General features: G+C 67.8%; 13 protein-coding genes. 7 read left to right on the top strand and 6 right to left on the bottom strand.

Annotated features, from left to right (window positions below):
- Positions 1–255: 255 nt before the first annotated feature.
- Positions 256–1,239, bottom strand: a complete 984-nt coding sequence (locus AC3B6C_RS03815; protein WP_055474468.1) for a TauD/TfdA dioxygenase family protein — start codon at positions 1,237–1,239, stop codon at positions 256–258.
- Positions 1,240–1,338: 99 nt separating this feature from the next.
- Positions 1,339–3,684 carry an arylsulfatase gene (locus AC3B6C_RS03810; protein ID WP_488375021.1) on the bottom strand — a complete coding sequence of 782 codons (2,346 nt, stop codon included), beginning with the start codon at positions 3,682–3,684 and terminating at the stop codon, positions 1,339–1,341.
- Positions 3,685–3,916: 232 nt separating this feature from the next.
- On the opposite strand from AC3B6C_RS03810, the gene AC3B6C_RS03805 reads away from it, so the two are divergent.
- The 5 genes from AC3B6C_RS03805 to AC3B6C_RS03785 all read left to right on the top strand — a co-directional run bounded on the left by AC3B6C_RS03805 (position 3,917) and on the right by AC3B6C_RS03785 (position 11,336).
- Positions 3,917–5,512 carry an ABC transporter substrate-binding protein gene (locus AC3B6C_RS03805; protein ID WP_488375020.1) on the top strand — a complete coding sequence of 532 codons (1,596 nt, stop codon included), beginning with the start codon at positions 3,917–3,919 and terminating at the stop codon, positions 5,510–5,512.
- A gap of 2 nt (positions 5,513–5,514) precedes the next feature.
- Positions 5,515–6,471 carry an ABC transporter permease gene (locus tag AC3B6C_RS03800; RefSeq protein WP_014928132.1) on the top strand — a complete coding sequence of 319 codons (957 nt, stop codon included), beginning with the start codon at positions 5,515–5,517 and terminating at the stop codon, positions 6,469–6,471.
- 2 nt (positions 6,472–6,473) lie between these two features.
- Complete coding sequence (locus AC3B6C_RS03795; RefSeq protein WP_488375019.1) at positions 6,474–7,409, top strand: ABC transporter permease; 936 nt, start codon at positions 6,474–6,476, stop codon at positions 7,407–7,409.
- Positions 7,406–9,106 (top strand): dipeptide ABC transporter ATP-binding protein, encoded by a 1,701-nt coding sequence (locus AC3B6C_RS03790; protein WP_488375018.1) that lies wholly within the window; start codon positions 7,406–7,408, stop codon positions 9,104–9,106. Before AC3B6C_RS03795 ends, AC3B6C_RS03790 begins: the two co-directional genes overlap by 4 nt.
- Before the next feature lie 73 nt (positions 9,107–9,179).
- Entirely contained in the window at positions 9,180–11,336 is a 2,157-nt protein-coding gene (locus AC3B6C_RS03785; protein ID WP_488375017.1) for an acyl-CoA dehydrogenase family protein, read from the top strand.
- A 22-nt stretch (positions 11,337–11,358) separates the two neighbouring features.
- On the opposite strand, the gene AC3B6C_RS03780 is transcribed toward AC3B6C_RS03785, so the two are convergent.
- Together AC3B6C_RS03780 and AC3B6C_RS03775 are read right to left on the bottom strand one after the other, a co-directional pair.
- Positions 11,359–11,676 (bottom strand): hypothetical protein, encoded by a 318-nt coding sequence (locus AC3B6C_RS03780; RefSeq protein ID WP_010842754.1) that lies wholly within the window; start codon positions 11,674–11,676, stop codon positions 11,359–11,361.
- A gap of 38 nt (positions 11,677–11,714) precedes the next feature.
- Positions 11,715–12,398 carry a winged helix-turn-helix transcriptional regulator gene (locus tag AC3B6C_RS03775; protein WP_488375016.1) on the bottom strand — a complete coding sequence of 228 codons (684 nt, stop codon included), beginning with the start codon at positions 12,396–12,398 and terminating at the stop codon, positions 11,715–11,717.
- Between the two features lie 82 nt (positions 12,399–12,480).
- On the opposite strand from AC3B6C_RS03775, the gene AC3B6C_RS03770 reads away from it, so the two are divergent.
- A complete protein-coding gene (locus AC3B6C_RS03770; protein ID WP_488376215.1) occupies positions 12,481–14,043 on the top strand; it encodes an MFS transporter in 1,563 nt (520 codons plus the stop codon).
- Between the two features lie 24 nt (positions 14,044–14,067).
- Here AC3B6C_RS03770 and AC3B6C_RS03765 read toward each other — a convergent pair whose 3' ends face one another.
- Both AC3B6C_RS03765 and AC3B6C_RS03760 read right to left on the bottom strand, forming a co-directional pair.
- A complete protein-coding gene (locus AC3B6C_RS03765; protein WP_488375015.1) occupies positions 14,068–16,530 on the bottom strand; it encodes a bifunctional acetate--CoA ligase family protein/GNAT family N-acetyltransferase in 2,463 nt (820 codons plus the stop codon).
- 63 nt (positions 16,531–16,593) lie between these two features.
- Positions 16,594–17,220, bottom strand: coding sequence for a TetR/AcrR family transcriptional regulator (locus tag AC3B6C_RS03760; RefSeq protein WP_488375013.1), 627 nt, complete (start codon positions 17,218–17,220; stop codon positions 16,594–16,596).
- Between the two features lie 169 nt (positions 17,221–17,389).
- Between AC3B6C_RS03760 and AC3B6C_RS03755 the strand changes: the two genes are divergently transcribed.
- A complete protein-coding gene (locus tag AC3B6C_RS03755; RefSeq protein ID WP_488375010.1) occupies positions 17,390–18,862 on the top strand; it encodes an aldehyde dehydrogenase family protein in 1,473 nt (490 codons plus the stop codon).
- Positions 18,863–18,880: the final 18 nt, after the last annotated feature.

Below are 18,880 nucleotides of genomic sequence, written 5' to 3'. Positions count from 1 at the left end.
TGCTCCAGTCTGCACCCGGCACACTCATCACCCCGGCTGCTCGCCCCAGGGTGCCTGAGCGGTGTGCAGGTGGCGGGTTCTCCCCATCACCAGTGCGTAGCGGTGGGGTACCCAGCCGACGGGCGGATGAACCCGGATCACGACGGATCGTCGGGAGTTCTCCGTCACAATGCGGTCTCGCCGGTCTCGGGGTACCCGGCGGTCGGGCCGAGATCTGTGACCGCCGGGTACCCGGCCGGTGGTGGCCGGGGAGGTTCAGGCCGCGAACACCGACAGACGTGCGGGTTCCTCGACGACCGAGTAGTGCGTCGCGTCGCCCTGGAGAATCTGGCTGGACTGACCGTGGACGTCCACCGGTACATCGCCGGCCAGCGTGATGCGGTGCAGTTCGCGCTTCTGGTTGCCGAAGTCGGCGATGCCGTAGTGCTGCGTGGCGCGGTTGTCCCAGATCGCCACGTCGCCGAGCTTCCAATTCCACCGGAAGGTGTTCTCCAGCTTCACGATGCGAGCCTGGAGGAGTTGGTAGAGGTCGGCGAACTCCGAACTCTTGAGGCCGCGGAACTCCTTGGCGAAGTGCCCGAGCAGCAGGCTGCGTTCGCCGGTCTCGGGATGGACTCGGACGACGGGGTGCAGCGTCTGGTACTCCGAGCTGGTGAACTCCTTGTAGTGATCGGCCTTGCGGCTGACGTCGATTCCCCCCGAAGGTTCCGACTGGCTGACGTAGTCGTACAGGTTGGTGTGGGTGGCCCACAGTTCCTCCGCCAGTGCGCGCAGCGGTTTCGGCAGCTGTTCGTAGGCCGCCACCGTCGACGCCCAGGTGGTCGCGCCGCCGTAGGCGGGCAGCGTCACGGCGCGGAGAATGGACGCCTTCGGGATGCGATCGACGAACGTCACGTCCGAGTGCCAGCTGTTCGCCGCACCCTCGATGGTCAGCAACTGCTCACCGCGTGAGGTCACCGTGGGATGAGGTGCGGTGGGATCGCCCAGGAGCTCGGCGAAGGCGTACTGGCTGGCGTCGTCGAGCTGATCCTGGCCTTCGAAGACGATCGTCTTGTTGATCGCGAGCGCCAGCCGGATCGCCTCCACCTGTTCCGGGGCGATGTCCCCGCCGAGCCGCACCTGTCCGACGCGGGCCCCGATGTGCTCGCCGAGCTTGTCGACGGTGATCCCCGCGTCGCGGTAGATCCGATGAGCCGCCTGCTCGCGCTCGGTCCGGTCCTCGATCTGCGCCAAGGTCATCTCGTGTCCTCTTCTCGATGTCGTTTCGTGGCAATCGGATTCATGAGATCACCACGATGGCGATGCGATCGAGGTAATCGCTCACGGTGATCGGAAGCGTCAGTCCGCCGAGGACTCGGCGGCCTGGTCGATCTCGCGCCGGACATCGGCGGGGACCCGCACCGTTCCGGGGCGGTAGGTCACCGCGCGAAGCGCTGGGCCGAACCGGAACACGCCCCGGCGCCTCCGGAGATCGGGATCCACCGGCCCGCGGGCGTCCACGCCCACCGAGATGCCCGTCCACGGCGCCATGCCGACCAGCTGCACCTGATCGTCGAGCTTCGCGATGACCGACGAATGTTCGCCGGCCGCCGCCTCGATCGTGAATCCCCAGCGCACCGAGGGCGTCGCGACGGCATGGACGACGAGCCGGGTGGTACCCGACGGCATCGGACCCGACACCCGGTGCCGGCGACCGTAGGCGTTGAACACGAAATGCGCCGAGCCCGACTCGACATACAGCAGGTACCCGCCCTGGGGGTCTCCATGCGCGACCACGACGCCCTCGGCGTCGGGAGTCCATCCGTCGAGTTCGGCCTCGATGTCGAAGTCGCGGTAGGCGATCAATCGACTCGAGCGGTACCGCTCCAGGGCCGGCGTGCCGGCGAGGATCCGCACCGGGTCGCTCAGGCGCTCCTCCGCGGGCCGGCGGCGGGACTGTGCCGCGGGCGAGTCGAACAGCGGGAACACCGTGTTGTGCCACGCCGCCTCGTCCCAGGCACGGGCCAGCTCGGTGACCTTGTCGGGATGCGTCGCAGCCAGATCGCGGGTCTCGGCGGGATCGTTCGTGACGTCGTACAGTTCCCAGACCGGATCGTCCACCGCCGCCGGATCCTGATGCAAGGACACCAGTTTCCAGCCGTCGCGATAGAACCCGCGATGTCCGCCGAACTCGGCGTACTGCTCGATGTGGGGAGACTCCGCAGACGGATTCCGGAGGAAATCCACGACACTCACGCCGTCCCGCTCCTGGGCGGGCCGTCCGTGCCGGTGAGTGGGGGTGTCCACCCCGGCGAGTTCGAGGAGCGTCGGGACGACGTCGGTCACGTACGAGAACTGCCGTCGCACGCCATTGTCCCGGGGGTCTCGCGACAGGCCGGCGGGCCACGAGATGACGAACGGCACCCGGACGCCGCCGGCGAAGGTCTGGCCCTTGTAGAAGCGGAACGGTGTGTTCGACGCCTGGCCCCAGCCACGCGGATAGTGCACCCCCAGCTCGGGTGACCCGATGAGATCCTCGTCGTGCGGTACGTCGCGCTCCCAGTCCGGCGGCACCGATCCGTGGACGAATTGACTGAAATACGAACGGGTCCCGGACGGGCCGCCTTCGGCGGTCCCGCCGTTGTCCGAGGTGAAGACGACGATGGTGTTGTCGAGCTCGCCGAGTTCGTCCAGCGTGTCCAGGACCCGGCCGACGCTCTGGTCGACGCTGTCGACCATGGCGGCGTAGACCTCCTGGTAGCGCTGGAAACGTCGCTTCTCCTCGACCGTGAGGTCCGCCCACGGCGGGGCGTCGTATCCCGGTTCGGTGTTGCGCTCGGCCATGCGGGTACCGGCGTCGAACAACCCCTCCGCTTTCTGGCGCTCGAAGCGTTGTTGTCGCACGACATCCCAGCCGTCGGCATACCGGCCGCGGTATCTGGCGAGATCGGACTCCTTCACCTGGTGCGGACCGTGCATCGCGATGTGGGCGAAGTACAGGAAGAACGGCTTGGTGGGGTCCTGTGCGCGCAGACTCTTGATCTGCCCGATGGCGCGATCGGTGAGGTCGTCGGTGACGTAGTAGTCCTCGGGATACGTCTCGACGTCGACGACCGAGTTGTCGGCGATGAGCTGATTGGGGTAGAAGAACGAGTTGAGGCCCTCGAGCGAACCGTAGTAACTGTCGAAACCGCGCTGCAGCGGCCATGATCCCCGGTCGCGTCCCGGACCCATGTTCGCGTCGCGGACCAGATGCCATTTCCCGACGGCGTAGGTCGCATAACCGGATTCACGGAGGATCTCCGGCAGCGCCAGCACGTCGTCGGCCAATTCGAGACGGAGGCCGGGAAAACCCGGGTCCGAGTTCGCGACGCTCCCGTAGCCCGCGCGATGCGGGTTGAGGCCGGTGAGCAGAGCGGCTCGTGCCGGTGAACACACCGGGGTGGTGTGGTAGTTGCTCAACCGGATTCCGTTGCGCGCCAGCCGATCGAGATTGGGTGTGTCGATCTCGGCGCCGAACGGCCCGATGTCCGAGTAACCCATGTCGTCGATGAGGACGACCACGATGTTGGGCGCACCGGGCGGCGCGGACTTCTCCTCGGGCCACCAGGGTTCCGACTGCGAGGTGGTCCGCCCGACCACACCGCCGAAACCCTGGTAACCGCGGGCATTCTCGGGAATCGTGGGCGGGTTGCGGTCGGCCACGTGGCGGTCCTCCTGTCGTCGCGTCCGGGTCGTCGGGACACCGGGCACGACGCACGGTGCCGTACGGCCCCACGGGTGTCAAGGGTTCCATCCCGGTGAAATCGAAGGACGCATCTCCGAGTGGCCGACGGCCAGAATGGGCGTCGAACATTCGCTCGTGGATGTCGACGCCCCACATCCCGGTCCGCGCTGCGGCGCACTTGCGCAGCCATCACAGAAACGCCGAAACCATATGCTCCGACGTCGAAGCGTCCGTGTGTGCTGCACACTGGTCGTGGTCATCGCGACTCTGTTCGCGGTGGCCGGTTGCCAGTCCGCCGTGTCCCGGCAACAGAACTCCACGGTCCGATCGCTGCAGCCGGGTGAACCCGTACCGCGCGGCGGCGAGCTGCGGGTCGGCGTGCTCAACGACCTGAGTCCGAAAGCCTTTCTGCAGATCGGAACCGGTGCGCTCAACGGTCATGTCGTGGCGAACACCTACGACACACTGATCCGCTACGCACGGGACTCGCTCACCGTCGAGCCCTCGCTGGCGACCGGCTGGCAGCTGTCCCCGGACGGACGGTCGCTGGCCCTGGATCTGCGCCGGGACGTGACGTTCCACGACGGCCGGCCGTTCGTGGCCACGGACGTGGAGCATTCGATCAGGGCATACGTCGGTGGGCCGTGGACCCCGCAGTTCAAACGAACGGCCGCGGCCATCACCGGCTTCGACACCACCGACCCGCACCGCATCGTGCTCGAATTCGCCCATCCGCTGAGCAACATCTTCGACCTGCTCGACTCGGCTCCCGTCATCGACGGGAACACGTTGGCAGACCTCAAGGCGGGCAAGCGGTTCAACGGCACCGGCCCGTTCCGGTTCGAGTCATGGCAACCGAATTCCGCGGTCCGCCTGGTGCGTAACGAACGGTATTGGGGCGGCGCGCCTCCTCTGGACGCCGTCCGGTTCGTGGTGGTCAAGGACCAGCAATCGTTGTCCACCCGCCTGCGGACGGGGCAGCTCGACGTGGCGGAGGGACTCAGCCACCACGACCAGCAACTGGTCACCTCGCGGTACGGCTTCGAGGAGATCACCCTGACCGGTGCCGAGTCTCAGCAGTATGTCGGCATCAATGTCACCAATCCGGTGCTGTCCGACGTCCGGGTCCGCCGCGCCATCGCGTACGCGATCGACCGGGAACGGATCATCTCGGATGTCTATCGGGGGAGTGGATACCCGGTGAACCTGCCGTGGCCGGAATGGTCGCCCGCCTTCCGGCCCGACGACAACGCGACCTACACCCGCGATCTCCCTCGGGCACGGGCCCTGCTCGCCGAAGTCGGTCCCATTCCTCCGCTGTCGCTGGACTTCTCGACCCAGGGCGTCGACCGGATCATCGCCGAGATCGTCCAGTCCAACCTCAAGGACATCGGGATCACCGTGGAGCTGGTACCCAACGACCGGACCCGGCAGGCGTCGAAGCTCATCGGCGGCGAGTTCGCCGGATTGTGGTTGCTGCAACACGGTTTCGCTCAGTTCACGCCGTCGACACTCGCGGTGTCGGCGTATCCGTTCAATGCGGCCAAGAACTCGTCGAACTATGTGAACGCGGCGTACGCGGCCGCGGCCGAGGCGGCGTGGACCGTTCCGGACGGCTCATCGCCGGAAGCCCTCGCCGCCTACCGGCAACTCGACGACATCTGGCTGCGTGACCTGTTCCTCGTCGAGGTGGGTGTCGTGCTGATGAAGGTGGCGACCGCGGCCTCCGTGGGCAACGTCGACTGGGACCGGCGCAACCAACTCCATCTCGCCAACGCATTTCTCACCTCGGCAGGGAAGCAGTAGACATGTTCGGATACCTGGCCCGTCGGCTGCCGACCGCCATCATCGTGCTCGCGGTCGCGTCGTTGCTCATCTTCTCCATCGTCCGACTCATCCCGGGTGGCCCCGAGGCGGCTCTCGCCGGGCCCGACGCGTCGCCGGAGGCACTCGAGGCCATCCGGCACGACCTCGGTCTGGACCGCGGCTTCATCGCGCAGTACGCCACCTGGATCGGCAGTCTCCTGACCCTCGACTTCGGCCAGAGCTATCAGGTCGGCGGCAGCATCGGCGACCTCATCGCCTACGGCCTGACGAACACACTGATCCTCACCGGTGCCGCGCTCGTCGTCGCGCTGGTGTTGGCCTTCGGGCTGAGCCTGGCGGCGACGCTGTGGGACAACAGGATCGTCAACGCCGTGCTCACGAGCGTGAACGCGGCCGCGATCGCATTGCCGACGTTCGTCGTCGGGACCGTGCTGATCCTGGTGTTCGGGGTCCGCCTCCGATGGCTGCCGGCCGGCGGAACACCACCCGACGGATTCACCGACAGTCTGCAGATCAGCGCGCAGTATCTGCTGCTGCCCGCACTCACGCTCGGCCTCCCGGCGGGCGCCATGCTGGCACGGTTCCTCACCGAGTCGATCCGCACCGAGTTGCGGCAGCCCTACGTGCTGACCGCCCGCGCGCTGGGGGTGTCGCATTCCGACATCGTCGTGAGACACGCTCTGCGCAATGCTCTTCCACCCACTCTCACCGCTCTCGGACTGACGGTCGGTGCGCTGCTCGGCGGCGCTGTGCTGGTCGAGTCGATTTTCGGGTGGCCCGGCCTCGGTCTCCTCACCGAGGAGGGGATCTTCTCGCGCGACTACCCCCTCGTCCAGGTGCTCGTCCTGCTCTCGGTGGCCGTTTTCGTGATCATCCAGTTGCTGGCCGACATCGCGCATGCCTGGCTCGACCCCCGTATCCGTCTGGCAGGTGAATAGACATGTCCCACAGCCTCACCGGGTTCTCCGGTGCGTCGACGACCGGCGCCACGCCGGACCCCGACCTCGCGCCCGGGCTGCTGCCCGAGAGTCCGGATGACCGCGAGGCCCACGGTTCCCGATCCCCGTTGTGGCGCAGCCTGTTCCGTGGCACCGGACTGGTCGGCAGTGTGCTCGTCGGTGTCGTAGTGCTGCTGGCGGTGTTCGGCCCCTTCGTCACCTCTTTCGGACCCGATCAGCAGATCGACGGCGCGTATCTGTTGTCGCCGAACGCAGAACACTGGCTGGGTACCGACGAGGTCAACCGCGACCTGCTGACGCGCGTGATCCACGGGATCCGGATCGACCTGCTGATCATCTTCACCGCCGTCCCGGTGGGTGCCGCGATCGGCATCCTCGCCGGGCTGATCACCGTCTCGAGTCCCGTCAGCGATGTCGTCGCTCAGCGGGTGTTCGACGTGATCCTGGCGTTCCCCGCCCTGATCCTCGGCATCACGCTCACCGCGATCCTCGGCCCCGGTGCGTTGACGGTGGGGATCGTCATCGCCGTCGCCGAGATCCCGATCTTCGGTCGGCTCACCCGCACCTCGGTGTTGCGAATCCGGGAGATGCCCTACGTCGAGGCGGCGCGGGTCAGCGGCGCGTCGACTCCCCGGGTGCTTCTGCGACATGTCCTGCCCAACTCGGTCGAGTCGCTCGCGGTCCAGTTCGCGCTGTCGCTGTCGCTGGCGGTGTTCATCGAAGGCGCACTGAGCTACCTCGGGGTCGGCGTGGTCGCGCCGACACCCTCGCTGGGATCGATCCTGGCGACCGGGAACGGATACCTGGAGACCAATCCGTGGTTCTCGCTGGGCCCCTTGCTGGTCGTGTCCGTCCTCGTCCTGGGGTTCTACCTGATCGCCCAATCCATTTCGCACGATCGGAGGGTAGGACGATGACCGTCACCAGCTCGAACACGACGTCCCGGGACGGCGGGTCCCCGGAGACCGGATCCGCGGCCCTCGTCGTCGACGATCTGCACGTCGACTTCTCGTATCCACGGCCGGCCGTCGCGGGCATCGACCTGAGGGTCGATCGGGGCGAGATCGTGGCGCTGGTGGGAGAGTCCGGGTCCGGCAAGAGCATCACCGCCCGTGCCGCCATCGGGCTGCTCCCCGACACCGCCCGCGCCACGGGATCGGTGCGGGTCGACGGCGTGGAGGTCCTCAACCGGCCCGACCGCGTGCTCGACGGCATCCGCGGCGCCCGGGTGGCGATGGTCTTCCAGGAACCGCAGACGGCGCTCAATCCGTCGCAGACCATCGGATGGCAACTGCGCCAGGCCCTGCGCGCGCACGGACGTGTCCCCCGGCAGCGGGCACGCGCCCGCGCCGTGGAACTCCTTGCGCTCGTCGACATCCCCGATCCCCAGACGCGGGTCGACCACTATCCGCACCAGTTGTCCGGCGGACAGAAGCAGCGAGTGGTGATCGCACTCGCGCTCGCGAACGATCCCGTCCTCCTGCTCGCCGACGAACCCACCACCGCCCTCGACGTCTCGGTCCAGCGCGAGATCCTCGACCTGCTCGTCCGCCTACGCGATCGCACCGGGGCCGGAATCCTGCTGATCACCCACAACCTCGGCGTCGTGGCGGACATCGCGGACCGTGTCGTCGTCGTCCAGCTCGGCGAGGTCGTGGAGACCGGGGATGTGTACGAGATCTTCGCGAATCCGCGGGAGCCGTACACCCGGCAGCTGCTGGCCGCCGTCCCGCGATTACCCGACGCCGAGGTCGGAGGGGAGGTCGGCGGCGACGGAAACGGGGCCGACGACGAGTCGAGAACCGGCGAGACGGTCGTCGCGGTCGAGGGGATCACCGTGCGTCACACCGGCCGGTTCGGGGCCCGGCCGCACACCGCACTGGCGGACGTGTCGCTGACCGTGCGGCGTGGCGAAGTGCTCGGCGTGGTCGGTGAATCCGGTTCGGGCAAGACCACACTCGGGCGTGCCATCGGGGGACTGGTACCCGTGCAGGCGGGCCGCATCCTCGTCGAAGGCGACGACATCGCGACGGTGTCGAAGTCCCGGCTGCGGGCGCTCCGGCGCCGGGTCGCCTTCGTCCCGCAGGACCCGACGGCGTCGCTGGATCCCCGGTTCAGCGTCGCCGAATCCATCCGGGAGCCATTGGACATCCAGGGCATCGGATCGCGCGCCGACCGGGCGGCGCGCGTGGCCGAACTCCTCTCGGCGGTCCAGCTGCCCACGTCGTTCGCGCAGCGCCTGCCGCACGAGCTGTCCGGTGGACAGCGGCAACGGGTCGCGCTCGCACGGGCACTGTCGGCGGACCCTCATCTGCTGATCGCGGACGAGCCGACGAGTGCCCTGGACGTCTCCGTGCAGGCTCGGGTACTCGACCTCTTCCTGCATCTGCAAAGCGAATTCGGGTTCGCGGCGATCTTCATCAGCCACGACCTGGCCGTCGTCGAGCAGGTCGCGGATCGCGTCGTCGTCCTGCGCAACGGCGGGGTCGTCGAGAGCGGGACGGCGCGGGATGTGCTCACCAGGCCCGAGGACCGGTACACGAGGGACCTGGTCGATGCCGTGCCGTTCCCCGACCCGATCGTGCAGCGGGCGCGGCGGGAACGGATTCGATGATTTTGTCTCAAGCGTCCACAACGGAACGGGTGGAGATGGTGTGATCGGGTGACCGACGATCCCGGGAGCCGTCATGAGCATCGCCCTGACCGAAGACCACGTCGAACTCGCATCGGTGGTGCGCGAATTCACCGTCGACCGCAAGGTGCGGGCGCAGGCGCGAGACCGTCTCGACGCAGCCGAGGAGGCCAGACCCACATTCTGGCCGGAGATCGCCGATCTGGGCTGGCTGGGGCTGCACGTCGCCGAGGAATACGGCGGCTCCGGTTTCGGTGTGGCCGAGTTGGTGGTCGTGACAGAGGAATTCGGCCGCGCGGTGGCGCCGGGCCCGTTCCTGCCGACCGTGATCGCCTCGGCGATCCTGAACCATGCCGATGACGACACGCGAGCCCGCTGGCTGAGGTCACTCGTCGACGGCACGATCACGGCGGGTGTCGCACTCGCGCCGGGACTGATCGAGTCCGGTGGTGTGATCTCCGGTGACGTCGACGCGGTGCTCGGCGCCCCACTGGCGGATCTGCTGGTGCTCATCGCCGACGACGACGTGCTGGTGGTGGAGTCGTCGGACTCCGGTGTCGAGGTGGGCGCGCACGCCGACCTCGACCCGACCCGACTGTCGGCGAGGGCGTCGCTGTCGGACGCCGCCGTCGTCCGTCTGCCGAGACTCGCCGCCACCGCGCTGGCCCTCGCCCGGACGCTGGTCGCGGCCGAAGCCGTGGGAGGGGCGCGTGATGCGCTGGACACCGCGGTGGCCTACGCGAAGGTCCGCGAGCAGTTCGGCCGGACGATCGGCTCGTTCCAGGCGGTCAAACACCACTGCGCGAACATGCTGGTCGGCGCCGAGGCCGCGACCGCGGTGGTGTGGGACGCCGCACGGGCAGCCGACGAGGGAGCCGACGCCTTCGGGCTGGTGGCGGCGTCGGCCGCAGCGCTGGCGATGCCCACGTACACGAGGAACGCGGAGCTGAACATCCAGGTGCACGGCGGCATCGGATTCACCTGGGAGCACGACGCGCACCTGCACCTGCGCCGCGCCACCGTGGTCGAGGCGCTGTTCGGCGGGCAGCGACCCGCCCGGGACGTGTACGAGTACTCCGCCTCCGGGATCGTCCGTGCCAACAGCCTCGACCTTCCGCCGGAAGCCGAGGAACTGCGGACCCGTGTACGCGCCGACATCGCCGAGATCGCGGCGCTCGACGATCCCGCCGCGCAACGGGAGAGGCTGATCGACACCGGGTATGTGATGCCGCACTGGCCCACCCCGTGGGGACGTGCCGCGGACTCCGTCGAACAACTCGTCATCGAGGAGGAGATGGCCGCGGCGGGCGTGCAGCGGCCCGACTACAGCATCACCGGGTGGGTCATCCTCACCCTCATCCAGCAGGGCACGCCGGACCAGATCGACCGGTTCGTGCGGCCGGCGCTGCTCGGGGACGAGGTGTGGTGTCAGTTGTTCTCCGAGCCGGGCGCGGGATCGGACGCGGCGGCGGTCAGCACGCGGGCCACGCGCGTCGACGGGGGCTGGCGCATCAACGGCCAGAAGGTCTGGACCAGCGGCGCACACCTGTGCCGACGGGGTCTGGCGACGGTTCGGACCGACCCGGAGGCCCCCAAACACAAGGGCATCACCGCCGTTGTGATCGACATGTCGGCACCCGGGGTCGAGGTGCGTCCGCTGCGTCAGATCACCGGCGGATCCGAGTTCAACGAAGTGTTCTTCACCGACGTCTTCGTCCCCGACGCCGACGTCGTGGGCACGCCGAACGACGGCTGGGCCGTCGCCCGCGCGACCCTCGGCAACGAGCGGGTCAGCATCGGCGGCGGTGCACCGGGCAGCGACGGGGCGGTGCGGCAGATGGTGGCGCTCGTCGCGGGCTACGGGGACCGGGTCGACGGGGCGGCGACGAAGGTCGGTGAGTTCTTCGCCGTCGAGGATGCGCTGCGACTGTTGAACCTGCGTCGTGCGGCCCGATCGGTCGTCGGCGCGGCCCCCGGACCCGAGGGCAATGTCACGAAACTGCTTCTCGCCGAACACCTCGGTGATCGCGCCCATCTCGCCGCGGAACTGCTCGGACCCGACGTCGCGTTCTCGGCGGGCCCCGGCAAGCTGGCCGGTCTGCTGATACTCGGCGCACGCGGGATGTCGATCGCGGGTGGGACCTCGGAGATCACCCGCAACCAGATCGCCGAACGCATCCTCGGGCTGCCACGGGACCCGCTGATCCGGTGAGGGTCGCGCTGATCCCTGGCGTTCACCGTCGCCCGGGCGGGCGGTCACCGGCCGGGCGCAACGCCCACGACGGCACCCAGTGGGTGACCTTCTCCTGCCGGTCCTTGGAGGTGATCGTGTAGGTGACCTTCCCGTACCAGGCACCCCATTCGTCCCGCCCCCACTCGGTGAGAACCCCGAGGTGCACGGACCGGATCTGCAGCCCGTCGGGGTGATACTCGCCGCTGAAATGCGGTGCGTTGGGATACAGCGCACCCAGATCGATCAGCACCGCCTTGTGGCCGACGCGGACAAAGGCCGGTCGGTGTGGCTGGCCGTTGTCACCGCCGATCCACTTCATGCCCACACGTCCAGTTTCGCACGTGTGTTCGAGCGGTGTCACTCGTGGTCGGCGGGCGTCCGTGTCTGAGTGGCGGGTAGGGCCATCGAGGTCAGGCTGCGGACGCGTCGGAGGGCGTCCTCGTTGCCGGTGATCGACACTGCGGTCGGTGCGGTGTGCTGTCCGGCCAGGAGGGCGAAGACGGCTTCCGAATCACCGCTGATCACTGCGTCGACCTCGGGATCGTCCGTGGCCGGCGATGTGTGCACGCCCGAGTCGCCCGCGACCAGGAGCAGGGAGTCGCCGTCGGTGTCGATCCGGAGTCGCACTGCCGGGAAAGCGGCGTCGTCGGGCAGTTCCCGCGGCTCGGGATACAGGGCCATGATCGCGAAGACGAGCCACCGGCCGCGGGTGTGGTCATCGCCGGAGCCGTCCATCATCAGGGGTGCCCCCCAGCGCGCCATCTCGATCAGTGGGCCGCGTAGTGCGTGGCCCCAGGCGGTCAGCGAGTACACCTTCGCCGAGACCGGCGCGGATTCGGCGCGACTGGTGATCACTCCGTCGTCCTCGAGCGTGCGCAACCGCTGAGCCAGGAGATTCGACGCGATTCCCGGCAGGGCGCGTTGCAGGTCCGAGTATCTGCTGGGGCTGATGAGGAGCTCGCGGACGATCAGCAGGCTCCATCGGTCGCCGATCACGTCCAGTGCGCGGGACAACGCGCAGAACTGGCGGTAGGACTTCACGCCCACATCCTACACTTGACTTTATCTACTGAGTACTTGAAATAATAAAGCAGTGACTCTTCCATTCCTGTCCCGCCGGCAGATGCCGCCGGCCCTGGTGCTGCTGGTGCTGTGTACTGCGACCCTCGCCATCAGTCTGGCCACCACCGCGATCAACGTCGCCCTGCCGTCGCTCGCGGTGGAACTGGGCGCCGACAACCGGCAACTCCAGTGGATCGTCGACGCCTACAACCTGCTCTTCGCGACGTTCGTGCTCGCTTTCGGCAGCCTCAGTGACCGCTTCGGGCGCAAAGGGGCGTTGATCGGAGGGCTGGCCATCTTCGGTGGCGGCGCGGTGGGAGCGTCCTTCGCCGACAGCTCCGGCCAGCTGATCTTCTGGCAGGCGGTGATGGGCCTGGGTGCCGCATTCGTCTACCCCACCACGCTGTCGATCCTGTCGAACGTCTTCACCGAACGAGCCGAGAAGGCCAAGGCGATCGGTATCTGGGGCGCGACAACCGGTTTGGGGGTCGCCTGCGGGCCGATCCTCGGCGGATGGCTGCTCGAGTCGTTCTGGTGGGGGAGTGTGTTCCTCGCGCTCGCCGGGGCCGCGCTGATCTCCATCGTCGCCACGGTCGGGGTGGTCACCACGTCTCGGGATCCGGCCACGCCGCGTATCGACTACGGCGGGCTCGTGCTCTCGGTCCTGGCGGTCGGCACGCTGGTGTTCACCATCATCGAAGCCCCCGAACACGGATGGACCAGCCCGGCGTCACTGGTCGGCTTCGCCGTCACCGCGGCAGCGTTCATCGCTCTCGTGTTCTGGGAGCGCTCCCGGGCCGAGCCGATGATCGACGTCCGGCTGTTCACGAACATGAGGTTCACCGCTGCGAGCGCATCGGTCACCTTCGCCTACTTCGCACTGTTCGGCTTCATCTTCCTCATCACCCAGTACTTCCAGCTGGTGCGGGACTTCCCGCCGCTCGAGACCGGCCTGAAGTTCATCCCGGTCGCCGCGTCGATCGCCGTCGGTTCCGTGCTCGGCACGGCTCTGGCCGTCCGATACGGCAACAAAGTGGTGGTCAGCACCGGGCTGGTCTTGTTCACGGTGGCATTTCTGTGGATCTCGACGCTCAGTGCGTCGACCGGCTACCTCGAGATCGCCCTGCAGATGGTTCCGCTCGGACTCGGTCTGGGCCTCACGTCGGCCCCGGCGACGGAAGCCATCATGGGTGCGGTCCCGCGCGACAAGGCAGGCATCGGTTCGGCGATGAACGACGCGACGCGCGAAGTCGGCGGCACACTCGGCGTCGCCGTCATCGGCAGCGTGTACGCCTCCCTGTACGCATCGTCATTCGCCGAGTCCGACGTGGCCCGCGAGTTGCCGGCTCCGGTCGTCTCCGTCGCCGAGGAATCGGTGGGCTCGGCCACGGTCGCGGCCGACCGGCTCGCCGGCGCCGGTGCACCCGACCTCGGCCGATCCCTCTCCGCGGCCGCCGATTCCGCATTCCTGGATGGACTCACCGCCGGTTCCTATGTGGCCGCGGGCGTCACGTTGCTGGGCGCCGTCGTGGCAGCGCTGTTCCTTCCATCGAGGCCGAAAGACGAAGTGCGTCAACAGCATCCTGGAGCCGACGCGCTCACGCACCCCGCCCGGCCCCGGTGATTCCGGCCACCGGACGGACGCGCGTCACATCGGCTCGACAGTCGCTTCCCGTGCCAGACGGCCCGCGGAGGGAGACGCCAGGGTGATCTCGACATCGGACGCCGCCACTCCGGTTCCCGGGGCATACGCGCATGTCAGGCCGACGGACAGGCTGACCAACTCGGGTATGGAGTCGACCATCGCCGACACCCTCAGCAGAGCATCCACGAGTGCGTCGATGTCGATCGACGGCCGGTCGCCCATCCCCGCGAGAATCGCGTACCCGCGGAGGGAATGAACCATGTCCTCCGCGTCGCGATCGGTCAGCGGGGTGATCCGATACGAGATGTCGCCGTAGACCTGTGCGTAGCGGTCCGCCGGACCCAGCGCCATCACCGGACCGAAGATCGGGTCGTCGAGGACGCGCAACGTCATGTCCTGCCCCGACTCGAGTGTTCCGGTCTCGATCCCGAACGAAGCAAGCAGCGCGACCGCCTCCTCCTGTCGGACCTCGCCCGGACCCGAGGCCTCGACGTATTCGCGGGCCCTGTCCGGGAAGATGTCGGCGGGAACCCGGGACACGCCGCCGGGAAGCCGGAGCCAGTTGCCGTACCCGGCAGCGTTGCCCAGAGCCACCGCGGCGGCTTCGGGAAACCGGTAGGAGGGGATCGCCCGGTCGTTGCTCAGGCGCAGATCGTCGATGACTCCCTCGCGTGACAGGTAGCTCGCCAACACGGGCTTGTTCGGGAACGCCTGTGCGGCGTCGACGATTGCCCGAGCGATCTGGCGGGACTCCAGCACCAGCGGCGGTATGTACAGGACGATCACCGAATCGACGCCCGGGTCGCCCAGCAACGCAGTCAGAGCGGTGCGGTAGTCCTCTGCCGTCGCGTTGGGTGTCAGGTCGAGAGGATTGGTCATCGCGTCGCCACCGGCGCGCCCGACCGCATCGATCGTCGCGTCGCCGAGATCGGCGAGGACGAGACCGACGGCGCGACAGGCCCCGGCGGTCAGCGCGCCGGGACCTTCGGCGTTGGTGAGAATGGCGACCCGCGGACCAGGCGGCACCGGCTGATGAGCGACGGCCAGTGCGGTGTCGAACATCTCCTGCATCGAGCGTGTCCGGATGACACCGGTCTGCGCGAAGAGCGCGTTGAGCGTGGCGTCTGACGCCGTGGGACCTGCGTACGGCAGGGTGCCGACCGGTAGCGTGCGCAGACTTCCGGGGTGGACCGCGATCACCGGCTTGCGCACCGCCAGACGCCGTGCCACGCGTGCGAATCGACGAGGGTTGCCGAACGCGTCGAGGTGCAGGAGGACGACTCCGGTGGACCGGTCTGTCTCCCACCACTGCAGGAGATCGTTGGGCGAGACGTCCAGTGAGTCGCCGAGCGAGACGAAACCGCAGAAGCCCAGGCCGAGCTGGCGGGCGTGATCGAGAATCGCAAGACCCAGCGGACCGGACTGCGTGGCCATCGACACCCGCCCGGCTGCCGGGATGGCCGGAGAGAAGGTCGCCACGAGGTCGGTCTTGCCGCGTTTGCTGATGACGCCCATGCAGTTCGGCCCCACCATTCGCATCCCGTGCCCCCTGACCATGCGCAGGATCTCGTTGCGGTTCAGGGTTCCGCCAGATGTCATCTCCGTGCTCACGATGACCACTGCACCGACGTTCCGCTCGCCGCAGTCCCGCAGGACCTCGGGCACCGCCGCCGCCGGAACCGCGATGATGGCGAGGTCGAGTTCGGTCAGATCGCGCACCGATCCGACGGTCGCGACCCCGTCGATCTCGTCGGTGTGGGGATTGACCGCGTGGAGGACGCCGGTGAAACCCCCGTGGTGCAGATTCCGCAGGATCGAGTTCCCGACGTTCCGTTCCTCACGGCTCGCGCCGACGACCGCCACGGACCGCGGGGCGAAGATGGGATGCAGGGACGACTGAACCGCGGAACGCTCGCGCCGGTCGGACCGAGCGAGGACCTGGCGGCGGGGGTCGACCGCGAGTTCGATGTGCTGGGTGGAACCGGGCTCGCCGAATTCGACTCGGTATCCCGAACTCTGGAACGTCCGGATCATCGCCAGGTTCTCGTCGAGGACCTCGGCCTCGAACACCTCCACACCGCGTGCCCTCGCGGCGGCGGCCAGATGCTCGAGGAGCAGTCCGCCCAGGCCGAGCCCCTGGTAGGCGTCCTCGACGGTGAACGCGATCTCGGCCCGATCGGGTTCGGCCGCGGACCTCGCGTAGTCGGCGAGTCCGATCACGCTCTCGTCGAGGGTGGCCAAGAGGACCAGGCGGTCGTCGAAGTCGGTGTCGACGTACCGTTCGGCGGCCTCGCGCGTCATCGTGATGGTCGGGCCGAGTGACCGCATCGCCACGGTGCGGCGCGACAGCCGCCCGTTGAAGGCGAGGACGACTTCCGCGTCCTCCGTTGTCGCCGGGCGGATGTAGATCGATCGACCGTCGCGGAGCAGTCCGGGCCGCTCCAACTCCTCGGGATACTCGCCCATTCGGGAGACCCTACCGACCACGGTTGACCCCGACCAGTCGCCACGCTCTGCCGTTCAGACGAGTCACGCCGGCTGATCGGGTGATATGTACCCGGCACCGAGGAGGACGAAGTCCGCCAGCATGTGCTTGATGGTGTCGGGGTCGGTGTCCCGGGGAAAGAGATCGTTCCCGCTGAGGGTCGCGCCGAGGACCAGTGAGAGTGCCATCCGCACCGAGTCGGTGATCGCCCTGCTCGCCCGGGAGGTGCTGACCCCGATGTACTTGTTGACCCCGCGCACCAATGCGTTCAGACATTCCTCGAATGCCGGCTCGGTCCCCGCGGGTGATGAGCCGGCCGAGTGGACCGCCAGCGACAGCAGAATCCTGCGATTGTCCATGCACAGGTCGTAGAGCCCCGAGATGAACCGGAAGGTGACCGCCTCGGGTTGCTCATCAGCCCTGGTCGCCACGTTCGCCGCGAACTCGTACATGAACTGCACCAGAGGGCCGGCGGCGGTCGCCTGGAACAGCTCGTTCTTCGACGAGAAGTGCCGGAAGACCATCGATTCGGTGACGCCCGCACGTTCGGCCACGGAACGGATACTCGTCCCTTCCAGACCTGTCAGAGCGAACTCTTCGTAGGCCGCCGCGGTGATCAGCGCTCGGACCTGGGTCGACGAGCGGCGTTTGCGCGGCGGACTGGCGGTCATGCGCACATCGTCGCACAACCCGCACGACAAGGGAGCAACACTCCCTTGACGTGTGAGCCGCAGTACAGTTAACTGATTAATGAGATTCACTTCGCACCGGGGGCGGGGTCGCACCTGACGCCCCACAGCGGAGTCGCGATTCGCTCACAAACACATCCGAGGAGATCCCATGGCATTCGCACGGCCCGAGGGGCGGCTGTTCATCAACGGCGAATTCAGAGACGCCCGGTCCGGCAGGCGCTACCCGGTCATCAATCCCGCAGACGAGACGGTGATCGCCGAAGCCGCCGATGCCGGTGTCGAGGACGTCGACGATGCCATCGGCGCGGCGCGCGCCTTCGCCGACGAATCCGACTGGGCGGTCGATCACGAATTCCGCAAGCGCTGCATGATTCAGCTGCAGGACGGATTACGTTCTCGTATCGGCGATTTCGAGGACATACTGGTTGCGGAGGCCGGCGTGGCCCGAGCGAACATGACCACCCACGTCGGCTTCATGATCGAGGGGATGGACTTCTTCAACGACCTGATCACGTCGTTCACATGGGAAGAGGACCTCGGACCGTATGTGGTGTTGGGGAACAGCAGTGAGCGCCGCGTCCGTTACGAGCCGTACGGGGTCGTCGGCGCCATCACGCCGTGGAACGCGCCGTTCATGACCGCGCTCTGGAAGGTCCACCACGGTCTGGCGACCGGCAATGCGGTGGTGTTGAAGAGTGCTCCGGACACCCCGCTGACGGCTGCACTGTTGGCCGAGGTCGTCCGCGACGCGACCGACATCCCCGCCGGTGCGTTCCACACGCTGAGCGCCGCGGACAAGGCGATCGTGGGCGATGCCATGACCGCGGACCAGCGAATCGACCTCTACCACTTCACCGGATCGCCTGGTGTCGGCCAGCGGATCGCGGAACGGGCGGCGAACGGTATCCGGCACACCGTCCTCGAACTCGGCGGCAAGTCGGCGAACATCATCCTGCCCGACGCCGACCTCGACCTGGCGTGCGGTCTCGGGGTGGCGATGTGCATGTCCAACAGTGGTCAGGGGTGTGCTCTGGCGACCCGCATGGTGGTCCACGCCGACGTCTACGACGAGGTGCTCGCGCGGCTCGAGACCTATGTGGGGAACCTGCCGTGGGGTGACCCGAACGATCCGGGCAATCTGGTCGGGCCGATCATCCGCGAGGACCAACTCAAGCGGATGGAAGGTCTCGTCGAACGCGCTCGGACCGAGGGTGCCCGGGTGCTCGTCGGAGGCGAGCGCGCCAGCATCGACGGTCGCGGATTCTGGTATCTGCCAACGGTGGTCGCCGATGTCGACGAGAACTCGGAGATCGCACAAACGGAGGTCTTCGGGCCGGTGTTGTCGGTGATCCGGTACGACGGCGACGACGACGAGGCGGTACGGATCGCCAACAACTCGCGTTACGGACTCTCCGCATATGTCCAGTCCAGGGACGAGGAACGGGCCTGGGCGGTCGCCCGTCGCCTGCGTGCCGGGACGGTGAACATCAGCAACTCCTTCTACCTCTCACCGGACGCCCCCTTCGGCGGTTACGGCATCAGCGGTGACGGCGTCGAACACGGGGTTGCCGGATTCCGCGAATATCTCCGCATCAAATCCATCGCCAGCCCCTCGCACTGAAAGGCGAACTCGCACATG

The organism is Gordonia sp. 11cp, from assembly GCF_057767225.1.
The sequence above is the reverse complement of the archived record's forward strand: the minus strand, read 5'-3'. Positions and strand labels throughout refer to the sequence as shown.